The sequence below is a fragment of the Burkholderia latens genome (assembly GCF_902499045.1).
Classification (GTDB): Bacteria; Pseudomonadota; Gammaproteobacteria; order Burkholderiales; family Burkholderiaceae; genus Burkholderia; species Burkholderia latens.
The window spans coordinates 40,921-63,543 of record NZ_CABVPL010000002.1; the positions used below are offsets into that span (position 1 = coordinate 40,921).

General features: G+C 66.8%; 14 protein-coding genes. 4 read left to right on the top strand and 10 right to left on the bottom strand.

Annotated elements, in window-relative coordinates:
- Window positions 1–11: 11 nt before the first annotated feature.
- From BSE24067_RS01525 to BSE24067_RS01550, 6 genes are all read right to left on the bottom strand, one after another.
- Window positions 12–2,516: a type VI secretion system Vgr family protein gene (locus BSE24067_RS01525; protein WP_151065725.1), complete on the bottom strand. Its 2,505-nt coding sequence runs from the start codon at window positions 2,514–2,516 to the stop codon at window positions 12–14.
- A gap of 492 nt (window positions 2,517–3,008) precedes the next feature.
- Entirely contained in the window at window positions 3,009–4,112 is a 1,104-nt protein-coding gene (locus BSE24067_RS01530) for a porin (RefSeq protein WP_151065726.1), read from the bottom strand.
- Window positions 4,113–4,175: 63 nt separating this feature from the next.
- Window positions 4,176–4,595, bottom strand: a complete 420-nt coding sequence (locus BSE24067_RS01535; RefSeq protein WP_151065727.1) for a DoxX family protein — start codon at window positions 4,593–4,595, stop codon at window positions 4,176–4,178.
- Between the two features lie 178 nt (window positions 4,596–4,773).
- Window positions 4,774–6,051: a cytochrome c gene (locus BSE24067_RS01540; RefSeq protein ID WP_151065728.1), complete on the bottom strand. Its 1,278-nt coding sequence runs from the start codon at window positions 6,049–6,051 to the stop codon at window positions 4,774–4,776.
- A gap of 2 nt (window positions 6,052–6,053) precedes the next feature.
- Complete coding sequence (locus tag BSE24067_RS01545) at window positions 6,054–7,673, bottom strand: GMC family oxidoreductase (protein ID WP_151065729.1); 1,620 nt, start codon at window positions 7,671–7,673, stop codon at window positions 6,054–6,056.
- Window positions 7,673–8,179 carry a sugar dehydrogenase complex small subunit gene (locus tag BSE24067_RS01550; protein WP_151065730.1) on the bottom strand — a complete coding sequence of 169 codons (507 nt, stop codon included), beginning with the start codon at window positions 8,177–8,179 and terminating at the stop codon, window positions 7,673–7,675. The genes BSE24067_RS01545 and BSE24067_RS01550 overlap by 1 nt, the downstream gene beginning before the upstream one ends.
- 304 nt (window positions 8,180–8,483) lie before the next feature.
- On the opposite strand from BSE24067_RS01550, the gene BSE24067_RS01555 reads away from it, so the two are divergent.
- Together BSE24067_RS01555 and pbpC are read left to right on the top strand one after the other, a co-directional pair.
- Entirely contained in the window at window positions 8,484–14,522 is a 6,039-nt protein-coding gene (locus BSE24067_RS01555) for an alpha-2-macroglobulin family protein (RefSeq protein WP_174904678.1), read from the top strand.
- Between the two features lie 10 nt (window positions 14,523–14,532).
- Window positions 14,533–16,785: a penicillin-binding protein 1C gene (gene pbpC, locus BSE24067_RS01560; RefSeq protein WP_151065804.1), complete on the top strand. Its 2,253-nt coding sequence runs from the start codon at window positions 14,533–14,535 to the stop codon at window positions 16,783–16,785.
- A 17-nt stretch (window positions 16,786–16,802) separates the two neighbouring features.
- Here pbpC and BSE24067_RS01565 read toward each other — a convergent pair whose 3' ends face one another.
- Both BSE24067_RS01565 and BSE24067_RS01570 read right to left on the bottom strand, forming a co-directional pair.
- Window positions 16,803–17,423: a LemA family protein gene (locus tag BSE24067_RS01565; RefSeq protein WP_151065805.1), complete on the bottom strand. Its 621-nt coding sequence runs from the start codon at window positions 17,421–17,423 to the stop codon at window positions 16,803–16,805.
- 69 nt (window positions 17,424–17,492) lie between these two features.
- Window positions 17,493–18,812 carry a TPM domain-containing protein gene (locus BSE24067_RS01570; RefSeq protein ID WP_170297503.1) on the bottom strand — a complete coding sequence of 440 codons (1,320 nt, stop codon included), beginning with the start codon at window positions 18,810–18,812 and terminating at the stop codon, window positions 17,493–17,495.
- A gap of 328 nt (window positions 18,813–19,140) precedes the next feature.
- Here BSE24067_RS01570 and BSE24067_RS01575 point away from each other — a divergent pair, with 328 nt between their 5' ends.
- Window positions 19,141–19,833 carry a hypothetical protein gene (locus BSE24067_RS01575; RefSeq protein WP_151065806.1) on the top strand — a complete coding sequence of 231 codons (693 nt, stop codon included), beginning with the start codon at window positions 19,141–19,143 and terminating at the stop codon, window positions 19,831–19,833.
- Window positions 19,834–19,861: 28 nt separating this feature from the next.
- On the opposite strand, the gene BSE24067_RS01580 is transcribed toward BSE24067_RS01575, so the two are convergent.
- Both BSE24067_RS01580 and BSE24067_RS01585 read right to left on the bottom strand, forming a co-directional pair.
- The gene (locus BSE24067_RS01580; protein ID WP_151065807.1) at window positions 19,862–20,383 is read right to left on the bottom strand and encodes a GNAT family N-acetyltransferase; all 522 of its coding nucleotides are present in this window, start codon (window positions 20,381–20,383) and stop codon (window positions 19,862–19,864) included.
- Between the two features lie 21 nt (window positions 20,384–20,404).
- A complete protein-coding gene (locus BSE24067_RS01585) occupies window positions 20,405–21,652 on the bottom strand; it encodes a multidrug effflux MFS transporter (protein WP_151065808.1) in 1,248 nt (415 codons plus the stop codon).
- Between the two features lie 349 nt (window positions 21,653–22,001).
- Here BSE24067_RS01585 and BSE24067_RS01590 point away from each other — a divergent pair, with 349 nt between their 5' ends.
- Complete coding sequence (locus tag BSE24067_RS01590; RefSeq protein WP_151065809.1) at window positions 22,002–22,541, top strand: hypothetical protein; 540 nt, start codon at window positions 22,002–22,004, stop codon at window positions 22,539–22,541.
- Window positions 22,542–22,623 lie beyond the last annotated feature (82 nt).

The window sequence follows — 22,623 nt, forward strand, 5'->3', positions numbered from 1 at the left end:
GGCTGCGCGATTCAACCGGAGAACAACGCGGAACGCCCGCCGTCGACCGATACCGGCGACGAATGCAGCGGGTTTTTCAGCGTACCGCTTGCCGCGCCGGCCTTTTCCCAATCCGCGCACTTTTCCACAATCTGGCCTGACGTTGCGTTCTCGATCATGTTCGCCGTCAGTTTGATATACGACCCGTTCGCGCCAATCCAGATTTCGTCGGCCGACAGGACCATCTTCTTGCCGGCCGTAATTTTGACATCCTGCGCAGCGGCCAAGCTCATCGAATCGTTCTGCGCCTGAAGGTCTATGGGGCCGCTCGCCGCGTAAATCTTGACACCGAGTTTTTCCGCAAACAGGCTGATTTGTTCCAGTACGCTGGCGAGCAATGCCCGTCCGGCCGCGAGGTTGATGTTCTCGCCGGCGACCACATTGGCCTGCTGATTTGCCGTGACGTGCGCCGAACCTTGCGTCGAGGCGGCGATGCCTTCCGGGCTTGACAGCAGCATGATTGCCTTGGCGAAGCCGTTCGCATTGCCCGTGCCGCCGCCTGCCGTGCGCCCGCCCTTGGTTGTGCCGGCCACCGGGTGCTGCGTCGCGTCCGTGAACGCTTTCAGCGCGTCGTGGCCGTCTTGCTGGCTTTGCGCGTGATTCGTCTGGCTCGCCTTTGACGTTGCTTCCAGCATTGCTTCGGCGCGCGTCAGTTGTTCGGATGCCGCCGTCGCGCTCATCGGTTGCGTGGCGGCGGGTTGCGTCGACACATAGAGCCCTTGCTCGGCCCGCACCGCACCGTAACCCAATGACTTGAGGTCGAAGCCGTGACCGATGAACGCGCCGCGCGTATTGCCCGAATGCTGAATCAGGTAGCCCAGGTGCAAATGAGAGCTATAACTTGTCGAGTACAGATGCACGCGGTTCTGCCCGCTGGCGTCGTCCATCATCAGTTGGTTGTAGCCTTCTCCGCCGTATTCGCGCGACAGCAAGCCCGAGGTCAGCCCGTGCGTGTGCCATTCGGGCTTGCTTTCGCCACCATGCATTCTGGACAGGATCACCGGACGGTCACAATCACCGTTGATAAAATCGATTAGGACTTCGTCGTTCTTGCGCAGCGGGAACATGCCGCCGCGCTTGTAGCCCGCATCGGGCATCGCCGCGCGTATCCACGCCGACACGTTCTGGTCGCCGTAATTGAGTCGATCCGATGTCAGTCGCACCTTCGCCCGCAGCAATTCATCCGTATAGATTTCCTCGTTGTCCGGTCCACCGATGATGCCCGTCTGAAGCTGCATAACGGGCTTCTTGTGTTCGAAGGGACTGCGGAATGCGACCCGACGCCGTTGCGCTTCGATTTCGACGTGGAAAAATCCAACGCTGCCGTCGTCATGGCGCACCGCCGAACCCGCGCCGGTCGCTCGCGCCTGCTCGATTTCGGCGCGCAGGCTCTTGCGAAAACGCATCAGGTTTTCGATACCCGGCACGTTGTTCTGGATGAGCCAGTTCACCGAAAGAATCGCCATCTCGCGATCCTGTTCCGACTGCGCATCGTGCACCGGGTGCCCCGTCAGCACGCCATAGCGACCCGGCCATGCGCAACGCAATGCGCCGACACCGTGAAAGCGCTGTGCGCGCGAGCGCCATTCCTCAGCGACAACGTTTGCTTGCGTTTCGCCCATGTCGCGATCCGACCACGTATGCGACCCAGTGTAGTCGTACTGCTCGCCCAAGCCCGGAACGTCGTCAAGATCGAACGCGGGCATGGTGACGTGCTTGGAAAGGTCCGGACGCTTGTAGTCGAACGTGCTCCTGTCGAGTTCGGCGGACTGGATTTCCTGCGAATCGATCCACTCCCGAAGGCCGTCGAATTCCTCGTCCTGTACCGCGCCGCTAAACGAAATGATCTTGCGCTTTAATTCGGGAACTGAAAAAAGATCGTCCATGATGACGACCTTGTGTGACTTGCCGTCCGGCGCGATGTCGAAACGCGGAAAGAGACCGAGTTCTTCGAATGTACGGTGGACGTAGTTCCAGTCGGACTCCCATTGCATCCGCTGCGAATACGAGCGCAGCGCTTGGCGCAATTGCCAATTCACGTTACCGGATGATTGGGGATACTTGGCGAGGACGTCGGACACGGTTTGCTGCGCGGGCGTCTCGATCCAGTCACGCCTGTCACTACCGAGCCTCAGCAGCGCGAGGAACGAATTGAATCGGAGCTGGTAATAGGTATTGGCTCCGTCCCCGCCCAAGCGACTGAACGCAGTCACATAGCCGTGAATCGGCATTTCACTCCCGTCCGTTTGCCGAATCCACAGCGTCACGGATTGCCGGATCAGCGCCTTGGCCTGAATCGTTTCGAGCCGCGTCGACGTTGCATCGATCGTGAATTCGAAGTCTCGCCCAAGACACGCGCGCCCCCGGACATAAAGCGGGACTAACCAGTCTTCGCCAAGCGGCGTATCGAGGCGGACAATTCGTCCGTGTTGCACGTATTGCGTGCGCAGTGCCTTGTTCAGGAGATCGGAAACCATCAGGCTACCCCGTACCGTGTAGTAACAAAAACGGCCGCCGGGAAGCGCCGGGCGGCAGATTGGTATCTCATCGAAATAGGAAAAAGGCCCAGAATTTTCCGGCCACTGCTGGGGCTTTCGGCATAGAAAGGATTCAAGCCACACACCGGATCGAGCCGGAATTCATCATATCAAATCCAACTCGGATGCAACTTGCGCCATGCTTTCGAGCACAACGATATCGGCAGGCGGCACAGGCACGCCGCCCGTGGGGTCAGGCAACGGTAACGACAGCGCCCACCGTAGCCGGGGCCAGCTAGATAGCGATAAATCGAATAACTGTCGTTTGCCTTGGAGCTTTCCGTCTATAAAGGTCAAAAACTGTGAAGCCATCTAGCACGGGCTCCCCGCAATGCCATGCTCGTGCAAGGCACGCGCCCTCTAAGCGCCGTAAACGCAAAAAGGCTCAGGTCCGATCACCCGAGTCTCTTTCACCTACGCAAACCGCCCCTCTCAGAACGTATGCATCATCCCCACATACGCGCCCGTCTGCGACTCGCCCGTCATCGGGCTCGTGCCCGACGTCGCGTCACGCGGCGACGCGATCAGCGAGAAGTTCGAATTCCCGCCATTACGCACATACGCGACCGTCCCATACAGGAACGTCCGCTTCGACAGGTTGTACGTCGTGCCGAGCACGTACATGATCGCGTGGCCCGACGGATCGTGCGACGCGTCACCACCGCCGTCGCCCACCTTCACGTAATACCCGCCGCCCGTCACGGCCCACTGGGGCGTAGCCGCATAAGTCGCGCCGAGCCAGTAGTGATCCGCACGATCGGCGACACCAGCCGGACTGTCCGGCGCCTGATAGTGCGTATACGCGCCCTGGATCTTGAACTTCGACACCTTCACGTTCGCGCCGACGAAATACTCGCGCGACGCGGTGAAGATGTTGCTGAACTTGCCGTTGTTGTCGCGCAGCTCGTCGTAGATGCCGCGCACGTCGAGCACCGGCGAGTGGTACGAGATCATGATCCCGTCCGAGCGGCCGAAATCGTCGGCCGCGCCGTAGTTGAAACCGCGCGACTGATTGCCGAACGCATACTGCGCCTGCACGTCGAAGCCGCCGATCACCGGGCTGTGATATTCGATGTTGTTGCTGCTCTGCTGCCAGTTGCGGCCGCGCACGAGCGATGCCGACGAAAACGCCTGCTGGACGAACGGATCGAATTCCCACACGCCGTCGCTGTCGATGAACAGGTTGCGGCCGGCCTGCAACTGGCCCCACGTGTCGCTCTTCAGCCCGACATACGCGCGGCGCGACCACATGCGCCCGCCGCCCGTCGTACCGTTCATCACCTGGAACGCGGTCTCCAGGTTGAAGACCGTCGACATCCCGCCGCCCAGATCCTCGTAACCCTTCAGCCCGAACATGCTGGTGCCCCAGTCGCCGCCTTCAGCGCTCCAGCGCGTCGAGCTGCCGTTGGGTGTCGCGATGTGGTTCAGGTATTCGACGCCGCCGTCGATACGGCCGTACAGCGTCACGCTCGTCTGCGCGAAAGCGGCCGCCGGCGCGGCGGCCGCGATCAGCCATGCGAAGTGTTTGAGTCGCAAAATGATGCCCCCTCGGAGTCTCGACCGACCGGCATGTGCCCCATGCACAGGCCGGCGGTCCGTTTACCCGCGATCGATCGAAAAACGCCCGGGGCCGGCCGCGCAAAGCGCGAGCAGGCCGCCCGAGATCGCGATGTTCTTGTAGAAATGAATCATGTTGTTCATCTGCTCGCCGCCCGTCATCGTCCAGTAGTGATGGCCGATGAAGGCGGTGCCGACCGTATACAGCGCAAGCAGCAGCGCGAGCGGCCGCGTCTGGAAGCCGACGAGCAGCGCGATGCCGACGATCAGCTCCATCACGACGGCGATCGCCGCCGAAATGATCGGCGCCGGCGCGCCCTCGCTTCCCATGAACGCGATCGTGCCGGAGAAATTGGCGATCTTCTGCCAGCCGAACATCACGAACAGGATCACGAGCAGGATTCGGGACAACAGCAGCAGCACATCGCGTTGGGACGCGAGAAACGGTTGATTCGGTATCATGGTGTGATCAACGAAAACGATGCGCGCAACCGCACGCACCGGATTGCCAACGAACCAGGACGGGCGGCCGCCAACGCCGCCCGCCCCGCTCTGCAACAACCGGCATCGGGGCCAACCGATGTGCTGTGCCTCCTCTTCTTGTCAGTGTTGTGCTGCCTGCGACGTATCGCGCCCGGCGTCAACGCGCCTTCGCGACGTCCTGCTCGGTCACCTTCGCCGCCGGGTTGCCGAACTGCCCCGTCACGTAGTTCGCCAGCGCGGCGATCTGCGCATCCGTCAGCTCGTTGCGGAACGCGGGCATCCCGACGTCCTCGCTGCCGGCCTTGCGCTCGACGCCGTTCAGGATCACCTGCACGAGGTTCGTCGGGTTCGGCGCACCGACCGTCGAGTTGTGGAACAGCGACGGATAGTAGCCGTCCGGCGTGCCCTTGCCCTGCATCTGGTGGCACGTCGCGCAGTTGCCGAGGTACAGCCGCGCCGGGTCGATGCCCGACGACGCGACCGGAACGCCGCGCAGCTTCAGGCCGTCTTCCGCGGGCTTGCCCCACGACGAGCGCGACTGCTTCGCATCGCCGTTGGCGACGGCCGGCACCGTGCGGATGTACGTCGCGATCGCGCCGATGTCGGCGTCGGTCATCTTCGAGAAGCTGTGCTCGACCGCCTCGGCCATCGGGCCGGCCGCCTGCGCGACGCCCGGCACGCTGCCGGTACGCAGGTACTGGACGAGCTGCTGCTGCGTCCAGCTGCCGATGCCCGCGTTCGGGTCCGACGTGATGTTGTAGCCGTCCCAGCCCGCGAGCACCGAGCCCGACAGGAAGCTGCCGCCCGTCTCGTCGAGCGACTTCTCCTGCATCGCGATGCCGCGCGGCGTATGGCACGTGCTGCAGTGCGCGAGGCCCTGCACCAGGTACGCGCCGCGATTCCACTCGGCGCTCTGCGACGGCTTCGGCTGGTACGCGCCGTCCTTCAGGAACAGCCAGTTCCAGATCTTCAGCGGCCAGCGCATGCTCAGCAGCGCGGGGATCTCGTTCTTCGGCGGCGCCTGCTTCACCGGTTCGACGCCGTGCATGAAGTACGCGTACAACGCCCGCACGTCGTCGTCGTTGATCTTCGCGTACGACACGTACGGCATGGCCGGATACAGGTTGTCGCCGTTCTTCGACACGCCGTGGCGCACGGCGCGCTCGAAGTCCTCGAACGTCCACTTGCCGATGCCGGTGTCCGGGTCCGGCGTGATGTTGCTCGTATAGATCTTGCCGAGTTTCGGCACCGGCATCGCGAGGCCGCCCGCGAACGGCTTGCCGCCCTTCACGGTGTGGCACGCCATGCAGTCGCCCGCGACCGCGAGATATTCGCCGCGCTTGATCTGCGCGGGATCGGCCGAATCGGCCGCGCGCACGAGGCCCGGCAGCGCGACACAGCCGGCGAGCAGCAAGGTGAGAGTAGATTTCCGCACGGTCAGACTTCCTTCTTCAGCGTGTCCGACATCCGCAGCGCCAGCGCCGCGATCGTCAGCGTCACGTTCACCGTACCGACGGTCGGCATCGTCGAGCTGCTCGAGATGAACAGGTTCGGATGGTCGAACGTGCGGCAGTCCTTGTCGACGACGGAGTCGCGCGCATCCGCGCCCATGATCGTCGAACCCGTGATGTGGTTGTTCGGCGCGAATTCGTCGTTGAACACGACGTCCGTGCCGCCCAGCACCTTCGCGGCGGTCGCGTAAACCTCGCGCGTGTGCACGGCGCCGCGTTTCACGTAGTCGTCGATCGCGTACGTGATTTCGGGACGCGGAATGCCGATCGCGTCGGTGGCCGTCTTGCTCGGCACGATGCGGTTCTCGGGCTGCGGCAGGATCTCGTGGAAGCAGTCGAACTGCACGTAGCGCGCGGAGCGGTCACGGATCTGCGCGTCCAGCTCGTCGGGCTTCATCAGCTTGCCGGCCTTGAAGATCTTCTGCGTCTCCTGATTGATGCGCGACATGTTCGACAGGTGGATCTTCTTCGCGGCTTCGGTCGCGCGGAACGGGCCGTCGCGGAAGCCGATCAGCGACGTCATCTCCTGCGGGCCGCGGCCCGGCCACAGCTTCTCGCTCGCATAGAACGACACGCCGGTGCCCGGGTGGTCCATCAGGTTGCGCCCGACCATGTCGGAGCTGTTCGCGACGCCGTTCGGGAAATCGCGGTTCGCGGACATCAGCAGGATCTTCGGCGTCTCGATGCCGTTCGCGGCGAGCACGAAATACTTGCCCTCGACGCGATGGTCTGCACCCGTCTTGTCCTTGTAGATCGCGGCGACGATGCGCTTGTCCGGGCCCGTCTCGAGCTTGTAGACGACCGCGCTGTCGATCAGCTTCGCGCCGGCCTGCTCGGCCTTCTGCACATGGACGATGCCGTTGTACATCGCGCCGATCGGGCAGATCGGCATGCAATTGTTGTTCCCGCAACAGGTCGGCCGCCCGTCGTACGGACGGCTGTTGCGCGCGACCGGCTCGGTCACGACGTGGAACTTCGGGTCGTAGCCGTTGAGCGCGCTCTTGATCGTCTGCTCGTTGAACGACAGCGGCAGCGGCGGCATCGGGTACGGCTGCTTGCGCGGCGAGTACAGGTCTTCCTCGGGACCGGGGCCCCACACGCCGAGTTCTTCCTCCGCGCGCTGGTAGTAGTGCTCGAGGTCGTCGTACTGGATCGGCCAGTCGCGGCCGACGCCGTACACGGTCTTCATCTTGAAGTCGTTCGGGATGAAGCGCCACGCGGACGCGGCCCAGTGCCACGTCGTGCCGCCCACCGCGCGGATGTACTGCGAGTTGAACTTGTGCTCGCCCTTCAGGATCAGGTAGTCGTTCGGCGGCCCGTATTCCGGATGCGGCGCCCACGGGCTCGACGGGTACGGCGCCATGAAGTCCGTCTTGTCGGGCTGGTTGCGAAAGCGCTCGACGATGTCGCCGCGCGGCATGCGCGGGCCTGCTTCGAGCAGGATCACCGACTTGCCGGCCATCGCCAGCTGGTGCGCAACGATTGCGCCCGCGACACCGGACCCGACGACCACGACGTCGGCTTTTTGCGTATCGGTATCGGCCATCAGGCTTGCCTCTCGATCGGTTTTTCGGCCCAGAAGCCGGGTTTGTTGGGGCAATACGACGGAATCACGAGCGTATCGGACACGACGCTGAACATTAATGCTTCTTCGTAGGCAATCACGACGTTGTCGACGATGCCGAGATACCACGCGCCGAGCGTCGACAGCGCGGCGGCCTCCTGATCGGGAGTCAACGAGCCGGACGCAAGCGCGCCCGCCAGTTGCGACAGCGCGTCGGCGGTCTTGAACGAGCCCTTCTGCAACGCCTGCAGGTAGCGTTCGCCCAGCACGCGGCTCAGCCCTTTCTTGCCGGTCAGTGCTTCGGAGAGTGTCATGAACGCGTCGATCGGCGCGGTGCCGGGGTTGTCGGCCAGGGCCCGCAACGCCAGCGAGCCGGTGAGACTCGCCGCCGTCAGCGCCAGTGCGCCCTGCAGCCATTGACGCCGCGTGATGCCGGTTGCGGCTGCGTCGCTGTCGCGACGCGAGTGGGGGGTGTTGTCGTTGTGCATGTTTCCTTCTCTCGAACACCGGATTCGGGAAAACCACGCTTGATATTTCTCAAACTTTCGCGCGGCCCTGAAATGTACGCGCACAAAGCGGAATGGACAATGCTTTTATAGTCCATTAAATGTTCCGCAATCCGAGACAATCGACATTTCCCTGCATCTTTGTGTCGTCGGCGCGACAATTCTGCATCCGGATGCCGATATGTCGCAAGCCGACTACACGCCGCATCCCGCCATTCGCTCGCATGCGCGTCGGTTAGAATCGCGTGCAATCAAACAGAAAGCTTCCCTCCGAGGGCATCGAGCGATGAAGCAGCACGACAAACACAACGACACGCTTCCAGCCAACCACACCACGCGACTGCTCTGGCGCATCGGCGCGGTCGCCGCGCTCGGCGCCGCCGCCGCGCTGTCGCTGCATGCAGGCGCGGCACGCACCGTGAGCGTGTCGCCGCAAGGCACCGTCACCGAAGTGCGGCAGAGCGTCGTCAAGTTCGACGAGCCGATGGTCGCGTTCGGGTCGGCGTCCGCGCCGAACCCCGCGCGCATGACCTGCAACGATTCCGCTGCCGCACGCGGCCAGGGGCACTGGCTCGACGACAAGACGTGGGTGTACGACTTCGAGAACGACCTGCCGCCGGGCGTGCGTTGCTCGGTCGCGCTCAACGACACGCTGCGCTCGGTCGCCGGCAATGCGGTCAGCGGCCCGCGCCGCTTCACGTTCCAGACCGGCGGCCCGTTCCCGGTGACGGTGCGCCCCGGCTCGCGGGAGATCGAGGAACGCCAGGTCTTCGTGCTGAAGCTGAACGGCCCGGCCGAGCCGCGTTCGGCGCTCGCGAACATCTGGTGCGAGGCGGCCGGGATCGGCAACCGCATCCCCGTCACCGCCGCCGACGACGCGACGCGCAACGCGCTGCTCGACCACTTCGGGCTGAAAAAGGACGCCGCGCGCGTGCTGACGCTGTCGTGCGCGCAGGCCCTTCCTGCCAGCGCGAAGATGCAGCTCGTGTACGGCAAGGGCGTCGCGAGCCCGAGCGGCATCGCGAACGACACCGAGCGCCGCTTCGACTTCACCGTGCGCGCACCGTTCGCAGCAAGCTTCTCGTGCGAGCGCGAGAACGCGAAGGCGCCGTGCACGCCGCTGCGCCCGTTGACGCTGTCGTTCAATGCGCCGATCTCGCGCAAGAACGCGGAGGCGATCAAGCTCCGCGGCCCCGACGGTTCGCTTTCGCCGGCCTTCTCGGCCGACGACCACAGCGACGAAGTGACGACCGTCAAGTTCGATCCGCCGCTGCCTGCGCAGGCGAACCTGACGATCGAGCTGCCGTCCGGCCTGCGCGACGTGACCGACCGCTCGCTGTCGAACGCCGACCTGTTCCCGCTCGCGACACGCACCGCACCGATGCCGCCGCTTGCCAAATTCTCGTCGGGCACGTTCGGGATCGTCGAACGCTTCGCGGAACCCGATACGCCGGCGCTCGTGCCGGTCACGCTGCGCAACGTCGAAGCCGATCTTCACATTGCAGGCCTCAATGCGGGCGGTGCGCAGTTCTCGAACCTGAAGGTCGAGAACGACACCGAGATCCGTGAATGGATGCGGACCGTCGACCGCTTCGACAACTGGTCGATGACGGCCGGCACGATCGACGAGCGGATTCCGGGCCTGCTGCAACGCAAGGGCCAGCATCCCGTCTACGTGCCGCTCGAAGCCGGCGAGAAGATGCCCGCACCGCAGAACCGCCGCATCGACGTGCGCTCGCTGTCGCTGCTGACCGGCGAACCCGGAGTGCAGGCGCTGACGCTGCCGAAGGCCGATCCGAAGGCGCTGCGTCCGTTCGAGGTCGTCGGCGTGCCGATGGACAAGCCCGGCTTCTACGTGCTCGAACTCGCGTCGCCTGCACTCGGCCGCTCGCTGCTCGCGAAGCCGTCGAACATGTACGTGCGCACCACCGTGCTCGTCACGAACCTCGGCGTGCATCTGAAACAGGGCCGCGAGAACAACCTCGTGTGGGTCACGACGCTCGACAAGGGCAAGCCGGTGCCGAACGCGCAGATCCGCGTGTCGGACTGCAACGGCGACGAAATCGCGTCCGGCAAGACCGATGCGCAGGGCCTGCTGACCCTCGACGGGCCGTTCGAGCCGAAACGCGAATGCAATCAGTCTGAGCGCTTCGACGATTACTTCGTGTCGGCGCGCGTCGACGACCCGAAGACGGGCCCCGACATGGCGTTCGTCAGTTCGAACTGGAACCGCGGGATCGAGTCGTGGCGCTTCAACGTGCCGACCGACACCGACCGCGCACCGACCGTGCGTGCGCATACCGTGTTCGACCGCACGCTGCTGCGCGCCGGCGAAACCGTGTCGATGAAGCACTTCCTGCGCACCGAGACGCTGCAGAGCCTCGCGTTCCCCGCGCAGTATCCGGCGCGCGTGACGATTCGCCATCTCGGCTCGGACCAGACGTACAAGCTGCCGCTCACGTGGTCGGCCGACCACAGCGCCGACACGCAGTTCACGCTGCCGCCGGCGGCCCGGCTCGGCGAATACAGCGTCACGCTCGAAGGCGGCCCGGACGACGCGCCGACCGCCAGTTACTACAGCGGCAGCTTCCGCGTCGAGGCGTTCCGCCTGCCGGTGCTCAAAGGGACCATCGGCGCGCGCGACGCGCAGAAGAGTCCGCTCGTCGCGGTGAAGGAAGCGCCGCTCGCGGTGCAGATCGACTACGTGTCGGGCGGCGGCGCGTCGAACCTGCCCGTGCAGGTGTCGGCGCTGATGAAGTGGGCGTCGCCGCCGTTCGCGGATCGCTTCGAGGACTTCAGCTTCACGCCGTATCGTCCGGACCGCGGCGACGGCAACGCGGACGACGATGCGCAGGACGGCGACAACGCGTCGGCCGCGAACAACGATCCCGACGCGACGAAGCTGATCGCGGACAAGCTGCCGCTGACGCTCGATCGCAACGGCGCGGGTTCGGTCACGCTCAAGGGCCTGCCCGACGTCGACGCGCCGAAGCGCATCGCGCTCGAGGCAACGTTCGCGGACCCGAACGGCGAAGTGCAGACGATTCGCGGCGACACGATCCTGTGGCCGGCCGCGGTGGTCGCCGGCATCAAGGCCGGCCGCTGGGTATCGGTCGGCCAGCGCGTGCCGGTGCAGGCGCTCGCGGTCGACCTGCAGGGCAAGCCGCGTGCATCGGTCGCGATCGAGATCAAGGGCGTCGCGCACGTCACGACCTCGTCGCGCAAGCGGATGGTCGGCGGCTTCTACGCGTACGACAACAAGAGCGACACGCGCGACCTCGGCGTGCTGTGCTCGGGCAAGACCGACGACAAGGGCCGCATGGCCTGCGACGCCACGCTCGAACAGGCCGGCAACGTGCAGCTGATCGCGATCGCCAAGGACGGCGACGGCCGCACGTCGAACGCGTCGACGTCGGTATGGGTCACGCGCGAGGACGAGCTGTGGTTCGGCGGCGACAACACCGACCGGATCGACGTGATCCCGGAGAAGACGTCCTACGAACCGGGCGAGACGGCCCGCTTCCAGGTGCGCATGCCGTTCCGCTACGCGACCGCGCTCGTCGCGGTCGAGCGCGGCGGCGTGATGGAAACGCACGTCGTGCAGCTGAACGGCAAGAACCCGACCGTCGACCTGAAGGTCGGCGAATCGTGGGGGCCGAACGTCTACGTGTCGGTGCTCGCGCTGCGCGGCCGCATTCGCGAAGTGCCGTGGTATTCGTTCTTCACGTGGGGCTGGAAAGCGCCGGTCGAATGGGCGCGCGCGTTCTGGCGCGAAGGCCGTCACTACGAAGCGCCGACCGCGTTCGTGGACCTGTCGAAGCCCGCGTTCCGCTACGGCCTCGGCGAGATCAAGGTCGGCACCGGCGCGCATCGTCTCGGCGTGACCGTGACGACCGACGCGACGCGCTACACGGTGCGCGCCAAGGCGCAGGCTCACGTGAAGGTGACGCTGCCGAACGGCCAGCCCGCCCCCGCCGGCACGCAGATCGCGGTCGCCGCCGTCGACGAGGCGCTGCTCGAACTGATGCCGAACAACAGCTGGGACCTGCTCGACGCGATGCTGCAGCGGCGCGCGTACGGCGTCGAGACGGCCACCGCGCAGATGGAAATCGTCGGCCGCCGCCACTTCGGCCGCAAGGCCGTGCCGGCCGGCGGCGGCGGCGGCAGCGCGCCGACGCGCGAGCTGTTCGACACGCTGCTGCTGTGGAATCCGCGCGTGACGCTCGACGCGAACGGCAGCGCGACCGTCGACGTGCCGCTGAACGACGCGCTCACGCGGTTCCGGATCGTCGCGATCGCGGCAGTCGGCCCCGACCGCTTCGGCACCGGCAGCACGTCGATCCGCAGCACGCAGGATCTGCAGCTGATTTCCGGCCTGCCGCCGCTCGTGCGCGAAGGCGACGCGTTCCGCGCGCAGGTCACGCTGCGCAACACGACCGACCGCGCGATGCAGGTCGTCGTGACGCCGCGCGTGACGGGCCTCGACGTCGCGCCGCAAACGGTGTCGCTCGCGGCCAATGCGGCCACCGAAGTCGCATGGACGATCACCGTGCCCGAGCAGGCGCTCGACGCGGCCGGCGCGCTGAACTGGCGCATCGAGGCGGCCGAGCAAGGCGGCAAGCGCGCGTCCGACGCGCTGGCCGTCGCGCAGAAGGTCGTGCCCGCACTGCCGGTGACCGTGCAGCAGGCGACGCTCGCGCAGGTCGACGGCACGCTGACGGTGCCCGTCGCGGCGCCGGCCGGTGCCGTCAACAACGCGCAGGGCGCGCCGCGCGGCGGTATCGCCGTGTCGCTGCAATCGAAGCTCGCGGACGGCCTGCCCGGCGTGCGGCGCTGGTTCGAGCGCTATCCGTACCGCTGCCTCGAACAGCAGACGTCGCGCGCGATCGGCCTGCACGACGCCGCGCAATGGCAGGCGCTGGTCGCGCGGATGCCCGTGTATCTCGACAGCGACGGGCTCGCGAACTACTTCCCGCCGTCGTCCGACGATGCGCACTACGGCAGCCCGACGCTGTCGTCGTATCTGCTCGTCGTATCCGACGAGGCCAGCCGGCTCGATCCGCGCTTCGCGCTGCCGGAAGACCTGCGCACGCAGCTCGAAGCCGGGCTCGCGCGCTTCATCGACGGCCGCATCGAGCGCAACGCATGGGCGCCGCGCCAGGACCGCGACTTGCGCAAGCTCGCCGCGATCGAGGCGTTGTCGCGTTACGGCGCCGCGCAAGGCCGGATGCTCGGCTCGATCGAGATCGCGCCGAACCAGTGGCCGACGTCGGCGGTGATCGACTATCACGCGATCCTCACGCGCGTGAAGGACATCCCGCAGCGCGACGAGAAACGCGCGCAGGTCGAGCAGATCCTGCGGGCGCGCCTCACGTACCAGGGCACGCAGCTCGTGTTCTCGACCGCGCGCGACGACGACCTGTGGTGGCTGATGACGAGCAACGAGACCAACGCAGCGCGCCTCGCGCTGGCATTCGCCGGCGATCCGGCATGGAAGGACGAGATGCCGCGCGTGGCGGCCGGCCTGCTCGCGCTGCAACGCCACGGCGCATGGCAGACGACGACGTCGAATGCACTCGGCCAGCTGGCGATCGAGCGGTTCTCGCGCACCTACGAGAGCACGCCGGTCGCCGGCACGACGAAGGTTGCGCTCGGCGGCAACGAGCGCGCCATCTCGTGGTCGCAAGCCCCGGCGGCCGCGCCCGCCGATGCGCCGGCGTCGGCCACGCCCGCGACGCGCGCCGCCGCCGCGCGCAGCGTGCTGATGCCGTGGCCGCGCGCAGCACAGGCGCCGGCGACGCTGTCCGTCACGCAGGACGGCACGGGCCGACCGTGGGCGACCGTCGAAAGCCTCGCGGCCGTGCCGTTGCGCGCGCCGTTCGCGGCCGGCTACCGGATTACGAAAACCGTCACGCCCGTGTCGCCCGCCGTCAACGGCGTGCTGACGCGCGGCGACGTCGTGCGCGTGCATCTCGACATCGATGCGCAGAGCGACATGACGTGGGTGGTCGTCAACGATCCGATTCCGTCCGGCGCGACGATCCTCGGCTCCGGCCTCGGCCGCGACTCCGAGGCCGCGACGCAGGGCGAGAAATCGCCGGACGGCGCATGGCCTGCGTTCATCGAGCGCGACTTCGACGGCTACCGCGCGTATTACGACTATCTGCCGAAAGGCAAATTCTCGGTCGAGTACACGGTGCGGCTGAACAACGTCGGCACGTTCGGGCTGCCGCCGACACGCGTCGAGGCGCTGTACGCGCCGTCCGTGTACGGCCTGTGGCCGAACCCGCCGATGACCGTGAAGCCGGCCGACGCGGGCAAGTAACGGGCCCGTGATGATCGATCGCCGATTGCCGCGGCCGGGACGCTTCGCCGGCCGCCTCTTCGTCGCCGTCGTGCTGGCCGCGCCGCTCGTCGCGCATGCGCTGCCCGGCTACGACGACGTGCGCCGCAACTGGCGCAGCTCCGACTGGGTGCTGCTCGCGCGCGACGGCACGCCGCTGCAGCGCACGCGCGTCGACCTCGCGCAGCGGCGCGGCGACTGGGTGTCGCTCGCCGACGTGTCGCCGGCGTTCCGCGAAGCGATCGTCGTGTCCGAGGACAAGCGCTTCTACGAACACAGCGGCGTCGACTGGCGCGGGATCGCCGGCGCGGCGTGGGGCAATCTGTGGAACGAGCGCACGCGCGGCGCGTCGACCGTGACGATGCAGCTCGCCGGGCTGCTCGGCGATTCGCCGCGCCGCTCGGGCCAGCGGTCGCTGCCGCAGAAGGCGACGCAGGCGATGAACGCGCTGCTGCTCGAGCGCCGCTGGCGCAAGGACCAGATCCTCGAGGCGTACCTGAACCTCGTGCCGTTCCGCGGCGAGACGGTCGGGCTCGCCGCGCTGTCGCAGGTGCTGTTCGGCAAGGCGCCGTCCGGCCTCGACGCGCGCGAGGCCGCGATCGCCGCCGCGCTGGTGCGTGCGCCCAACGCCGCGCCTGCGAAAGTCGCCGAGCGTGCGTGCCGGATCCTGCGCGACATGCGCGCGGAGCACGCGTGCGCGTCGCTCGACGGCTACGTGCAGCTCGTGATCGCGCGGCCGGCCAATGCCGCGCGTAACGACATCACGGCGTACGGCCCCGCCCTCGCGCCGCACTTCGCGCGCCGCATCGCCGCCGAAGTGAAGCCGGCGGCCGGCGCGCAGGTACGCACGACGCTCGATGCGCCGCTGCAGCGGTTCGCGCGCGACACGCTCACGCGCGCGCTGACCGAGCTCAACGCGCCCGCGCACCGGCGCAACGTGCAGGACGGCGCGGTCGTCGTGCTCGACAACGCGAGCGGCGAGATTCGCGCGTGGGTCGGTTCGTCGGGAGCGTTGTCGGGCGCACGCGAGGTCGACGCGGTGCTCGCGCCGCGCCAGGCCGGCTCGACGCTCAAGCCGTTCCTCTATGCGCAGGCGATCGACGAGAAGCGGCTGACGGCCGCGTCGCTGCTCGACGACGCGCCGATCAATCTCGCGGCCGGCGGCGGCCTCTATATTCCGCAGAACTACGACAAGGACTTCAAGGGCTGGGTCAGCGTACGCAGCGCGCTCGGCGGCTCGCTGAACGTGCCGGCCGTGCGCACGCTCGTGCTCGTCACGCCGCATCGCTTCGCGCGCACGCTGACCGCGCTCGGGCTGCCGCTTGCGCAGGAAGGCGATTACTACGGGTTCAGCCTCGCGCTCGGCAGCGCGGACGTCACGCTGCTGTCGCTGACCAATGCGTATCGCGCGCTCGCGAACGGCGGCGTCGCGCGCAAGGTCGTCGACGTACCGGCCGCGGTGCCCGCTTCCGGCGCATCGCCGGGATCGGCACGTGCGGACGACGGCACACGTGTGTTCAGCGAAGCGGCCAGCTTCGTCGTCACCGACATCCTGTCCGACAACAACGCGCGCGTTCGCACGTTCGGCTTCGACAACCCGCTCGCGACGCGCTTCTTCTCCGCGGTCAAGACCGGCACGAGCAAGGACATGCGCGACAACTGGACCATCGGCTTCACGTCGCGCTATACGGTCGGCGTGTGGGTCGGCAATGCCGACGGCTCGCCGATGTGGGACGTGTCGGGCGTGACGGGCGCATCGCCGGTGTGGTCGGCCGTCGCCGGCTACCTGCATCGCGACGCGCCGAGCCGCGCGCCGCGTCCGCCGGCCGGCGTCGAAACGCGCCGGATCACGTTCGAGCGCGATGTCGAGCCGTCACGCGGCGAGTGGTTCATCGCGGGCACCGCGGTCGACACGATCCGGCTCGCGGCGCCCGTCACGCCGGGCAAGGACGGCGCACGCGCGCCGCTGACGATCGGCGCGCCGACCGACGGCACGATCTTCGCGATCGATCCGGACATTCCGCCGAAGAACCAGCGGATCTGGTTCGAGCGATCGTCGGGGCACGCGGCGCGGTTCGCGTGGCGGCTCGACGACAAGGTGATCGGACATGCCGACCGCATCGCGTGGATGCCGTGGCCGGGCCGGCACCGGCTCGAGCTCGTCGACGCGCGCGGTAACGTCGCGGATGCGATCGGCTTCGAGGTGCGCGGCGCGTTTGCGAAGCCCGCGGCGCGCAAGCCGTGAACGCCTGGAGCAGCAGCTTACTGGCCCGCTGCGTTCGCCTTCGGCGGTTGAGCGGAGAAGTCGACGACGGGCGCGGTCGAGATTGACGACTCGTTCGCGACGCTGAAGCTCGGGCGCGGCTGGTAGCCGAAGATCCGCGCGATCACGACACCCGGGAACTGCCGAATCTGCACGTTGTAATGCTGCACGGTCTTGATGTAGCGGCCGCGCGCGACCGCGATACGGTTTTCGGTGCCTTCGAGCTGCGTCTGCAGATCGCGAAACGCGTCGTTCGCCTTCAGTTCCGGGTAGCGCTCGGACACCACCATCAGCCGGCTCAGCGCACCCGACAGCGCGCCTTGCCGCTGATCGAACGCCGCCAACGCGGCCGGATCCTTGGCCATCTCCGGCGTCATCTGCACGCTGCCCGCGCGCGAGCGGGCCGACGCGACCTCGGTCAGCACACGCTCCTCGTGCGACGCGTAGCCCTTTACCGCCGCGACAAGATTCGGTACGAGATCCGTGCGCCGCTGATACTGGTTCAGCACTTCGGACCATGCCGCGTTGACGTCTTCGTCGGACGCCTGGATCGCGTTGTAGCCGCAACCGGCCAGCGGTGCGAGCACGCAGCATACGAACAGGATTCGAAACCATTTCATGTGTGTGACTTCCGGTTGGGCGCTCCGCTCGGAGCGGCAGGTCGAAAAGAAACGTTGCGCACGTGCGCGCTACCAGCGGCCCGACGCGCCACCGCCACCGCTCGAGCCGCCGTCGCCGCTGAACGAGTCGGACGAACTGGAGCTCGAGCTCGATGAACCCGAGTCGGACGATGGCCATTCGAAGGACGACGACGAGGATGATGACGACGATCTTCCGCCCGTCAGCTTGTCGATGATCGCCAGGATCGCCGTCAGCGCGATAAAAATCGTCACCAGCACCTCGCCGGGCGAATATCCCATCAGATGTCCGATCCAGATCAGTACCAGCAGCGCCCCGACGATGATCGCCGTGTACTTGCGAACGCGTCCGGAACGAACGATGCCGATGCCGAGCAGCCACGCACCGACACCCACGCTTGTCGGGACGATTGCCAGCGCCGCGAGGATCAGTTCGGCATCCCCTTTGAAGATCGCGCGAACCGGCAGCATCGCAACCGGCACGATCGTCGCGACCAGAAAGCTCATCGGCAACATCACCTGCCAGCGCAGCTTGCGCCATTCGGTGACGACGCCGAGCACGACGCCAGCCACCCCGAGCAGCGACCAGAACAGGAAGCTCCCGACGTCGGCCGGCGCTTCGTCCGGCAAGCCGTTCGACTGTTGCTTCGTGTCACGGGACGTCGCCTGCCGTGCGTCCTCGCCCGGCAACGCGCCATCGGGCGCTGCCATTTCCGGCGGCGTCATCTCGCGCACCAGCGCATCCACCGCATCGCTCACGCCGGCTTCGATACGCTGCTGGCGAAACGCCGGCACGATCCGCTCGCGGACGATCCTGCCCGCGACGATATCCGGAATCGCACCTTCGAGCCCGTATCCGACCTCGATTCGGACCGTGCGATCGTTGAGTGCGGCAACGAGCAGCAGACCGTTGTCGACCTTGCTCCGGCCGAGACGCCACTTTTCGAACACCGTGGTCGCGAACTGCTCGATGGTCGACTGCCCGGTCGAACCGACCAGCAGGATCGCCATCTGGACGCCGAGCCGGCGCTCGAGATCGGCGAGGCGGTCGATCAGTTCGGAAGCGCAGGCGGCGCTCAGTACGCCCGTCAGATCGGTCACGCGGCCTTTCAGCGGCGGCGCCGTTTCCGGATTGTCGGCGACAGGATAGGATGCTGCGACGGCGATGTCCGTGCAGACGGACGGCGCACCGGCTGCCGACGGAATCGCGTGCTCGCTGGCGTCGACATCGGGCGACACGGCGGAAGCCGTGCCGCCGACGAACATTGCGCCGGCCAGCAGCACGCCAGCAGCAGCGCGGCCGAAGCCGCCGATGCCTGCGTGGCTGCGCCTGCGTGCAGCCCGCAGGGGTTTGCACGTCGTACATGCCATCGATGCCGGATCGCCCTCGCAATCCGGCGGGCATGGCCGCCCCGTCAATCGATTCAGGTTCATGTCGGAAACGTCGCGCCCGTTCCGTCGAACGGCGCGTTCTCTCATCGTTTTTTTGATCGTCCCGCAGCATAACCAATCGCGACGCGAATCGGAAGATTCGGAGCCCGTCACGCCAGCGTGGCACGCCGCTCGTACAAGCAAACGACACGCACGCGAGCTCCGCCAGGAAAACGGACGAGCGCCGCGCCGATTCGGGACCTAGAATATGAGCGGTGCCACGCCTTCGGCGCACGGCGGTTGCCCCCACTTCCGATTCCTCGCGATCATGAACACTCGCCCTTCGCGTTTTATCGACCCCGCGCTGCGCACCCTCTGCATCGCCGCGCTTGCGTCGCTTGCCGGCTGCAACGGCGACGCCTGCTTCGGCGTCGATGTCTGCTTCAACGACAACAACACGCAGCCGGTCGCGCTGTCCGGCACGGCCGCCGCGGGTGGCGCGCTCGCGAGCGTGTCAGTCACGGTCAGTTGCGCGCAAGGCTCGGCAACCACACTGACCGACGGCGGCGGCAACTACCGGGTGACGGTCAATGCCGTGCTTCCTTGCGTGATCACCGTCGCATCGGGCGGCACGAGCCTGCATTCGCTTGCATACGGAGGCGGTACATTCAACACGACGCCCGAAACCGAGCTGATGCTCGTCTACCTCGCCGCGCAGCTCGGCACGAACACCGGCGGGTTGATCGGCAATTTCCAGGGCAATGCGCGCTTCCAGCAGGCAATGGGGAGCCCGAATACGGTACAGGCCGCGCAATCGGCGGTGGTCGCGAATCTGCAGCAGCGCTATTCGGTGACGCTGTCGACGCCCGCGTTCCTCACCACGCCGTTCGTCGTCGGGCAACCGGGCGTGAGCGGCGATCTCGACGCGCTCGCAAAGGCCGGCGCGATCGATCCGAACGGACTGCCGGATCCGGTTGCCGTGTCGCTGTTGCAGCAGGCCGGGGCCGCGCATCCGCTGTAAGCGCCGCGACGCGCGAAAGAATCGACCGTCAGGCGCCCGCGTCGCGCGCGTCGTCGGCCAGCAACGCCCAACGCTCGTGGTCGCGCCATTCGCCGCCGATGCGCAGATAGCGCGGCGAAAACCCCTCTTGCCGGAATCCGAGCCGTCGCACCAGTGCGATCGACGCATGGTTGCCGGGCTGGATATTCGCTTCCAGCCGGTGCAGCCCGAGTTCGCCGAACGCGACGTCGATCGTCGCGCGCAACGCCTCCGTCATCAGCCCCTTGCGGCTGACGTCGATCATCCCGTAGTAGCCGAGATAAGCGCTCTGAAACACCCCGCCGACGATCTCGTTGAGATTCACCACCCCGACCACCGCGCCTGACGCCCGCTCGCGCGCGACGAATCCAACGTTCGGCCCCGTCAGGCAGCGGACGAACCATTGATCGAACCCGGCCTGGTCGATGAACGAATCGACCCACGGCAGATGATGACTCCGGCTCGCGCGGTTGGCGGCGATCAGGTCGGCGGCGTCGGACCTGGCGACGCGATTCAGCAGGATCCGGTTCATGAATCGGTCGGCAGCCGGCACTTACGCCGCCTCCCCGCTCCCGCACGCGACGCTCGCCGCCTGCTGCTGCGACAGATATCTCAGCAGCTTGGTCACCATCCATACGACGATGAACGACAGCGCGACGAAGAACACCGCCAGCGGCGTCAGCACGTGAATCGACACGAAGCCGGCAAGCCCCATCATCGCGGACGACACGAGCAGCAGCGCACACCCGAGGATCGCGCTCGTCAGCCCCGCGATATGGGGAAACAGCGAATTGCCCTTGGCCATCAGCGTCGGATACATCGCGCCGGCGCAGAAACCCATCACGAGAACGGGCGTCGCGAGCGTCCACACGCGCAGGCCGATGGTCAGCGCCAGCACCAGCATCACGACCGCCGCGCTCGCCATCACGCGCGCGCCGATGCGCAGCCGCTGCTCGGCGCTCGGCAGCCCGCGTCCGTGGATCCGGTTCGACAATCCGCCGAGGAAATACATCAGTCCGATCCCGAGCGCGAGATAACCGAAGAAGGTCGGCGGCTTGTGCAGCGTCGTCTGCACCATGAACGGCCCGACGATGTTGAACACGAGCAGGATGCTGTAGCACAGCCCCTGTGCGAGGAAGCAGCTCTGGAACACCGGGCTCGCGAGCACCTTGCCGGCGTTCGCCATCAGCGTGCGCGGCTCGAGATGCACCGGTTTCGGCAAGGTCTCGCGGTAGTGCCACAGCAGCGCCCACATCACCAGCGAATACACCAGCAGAAACACGAGGCACGCGCGCCAGCCGAACCATTCCTGCAGGTGCGCGCCGATCACCGGCGCGATGATCGGCGCGAGCCCCCACGCGATCGACATATAGGTAAACGCATGCATCAGCGCCTGGCCCGAGAACGAGTCGGTGATGATCGCCTTCGCGAGCAGGTTCGTCGTCGCGATCCCGAAGCCCTGCAGGCAGCGGGCCAGCACGAACGTCTCGAGGTTCGGCGCGCCGAGCGACAGCAGGCAGCCGATCGTGTAGATGACGAGCCCGAACGCGAGCACGCGCTTGCGCCCGTACGCATCCGCGACCGGCCCGAAGATCAGCTGGCCGAGCGCGTACGCGGCCATGTAGCCGGACACGCTCGACTGGATCGCCTGCGGCGTGGTCGCGAACGAACGCGCCATGTCGGGCAGCGCGGGCACGTAGATGTCGATCGCGAGCTGGCCGGCGGACGCGAACAGGCAGATCAGGAACAACAGGAAGCGCGGCGAGTTCGATTCGCGCGCGGAAGTGAGCGAGGCGTTCATGACAACCGGGAAGAATTCGGACAGCGGCGGCACGCGCCAGCGTGTTCGAATGGCGAACAGCGGTGCGCGGCGAAGCCGTATTGTGCCTGTTGTTGCGTCATGTGACAGGAAGCCCCTGGCACGGGCGCGGTTGAATGCCGATTGCTCGACCTTCGGAAACATGCCGGAAGGCCCGCCGCCGGCCGCAGGCCGGTTTCGGGATCGGGCCGCAGGCTCTTCCCCGCAACGCATGCCGCGGTTTTAATCCTGCTTTAAGCCAACGCTCGCATAGTGGCGGATGGCTCCGTCCGTGAGCCGCACGTCTCATTCATTGTCGATTCGATAGTCTTCGTTTGATGGAGATACGAATATGCGATTCCGTTCGTATATGGCGGCGGGCGCGCTGGCGCTGATGCCCGTGCTCGCGCTGGCCGGGCAGGCCGGCGCGGCCCCGGCCGCACAACCGATGTTCGTCAACGTCAACGGGCAGGCCGTGCCAGTCAAAGCCGAAACGCGTGTCGTCCAGACCGCCCTCGGCCCGATGAAGGTCAGCACGTGGAGCTGGCACAGCCCGCAAGGCGGTGCGAGCTTCGAGATGCGGGCGTCGTCGTCGGACGGCATGCCGCCGGCTGCCGCGCTGCGGCAGTTGCAGGCCGCCCAGTATCAGATGCAGGCGGCGCAGGCGCAGATGGCCGCGATGCAGCAGCAGATGATGGCGCTGCAGCATGTCGCGCTCGCCAACGCGTTCGCGATGCCGATGCCGCAACCCGTCGCGTTTGCGATGCCGCTGTGGGCGATGCCGGAACCGGTCGTCGTGCTCGTGCCGGCCCAGCCGTCCGCGCGTGCGGTGGCGCCGGCACCGTCGGCACCGGCCCGGCCGGCCGCGCGCGGCCCGGAAATCAAGGCCTGACACGCGATCCCGGCGCACGAGCGACCGGGCTGCAAAGCAAAACCGCCGGCATGCGCCGGCGGTTTTTTATTCGCGGCGCCGG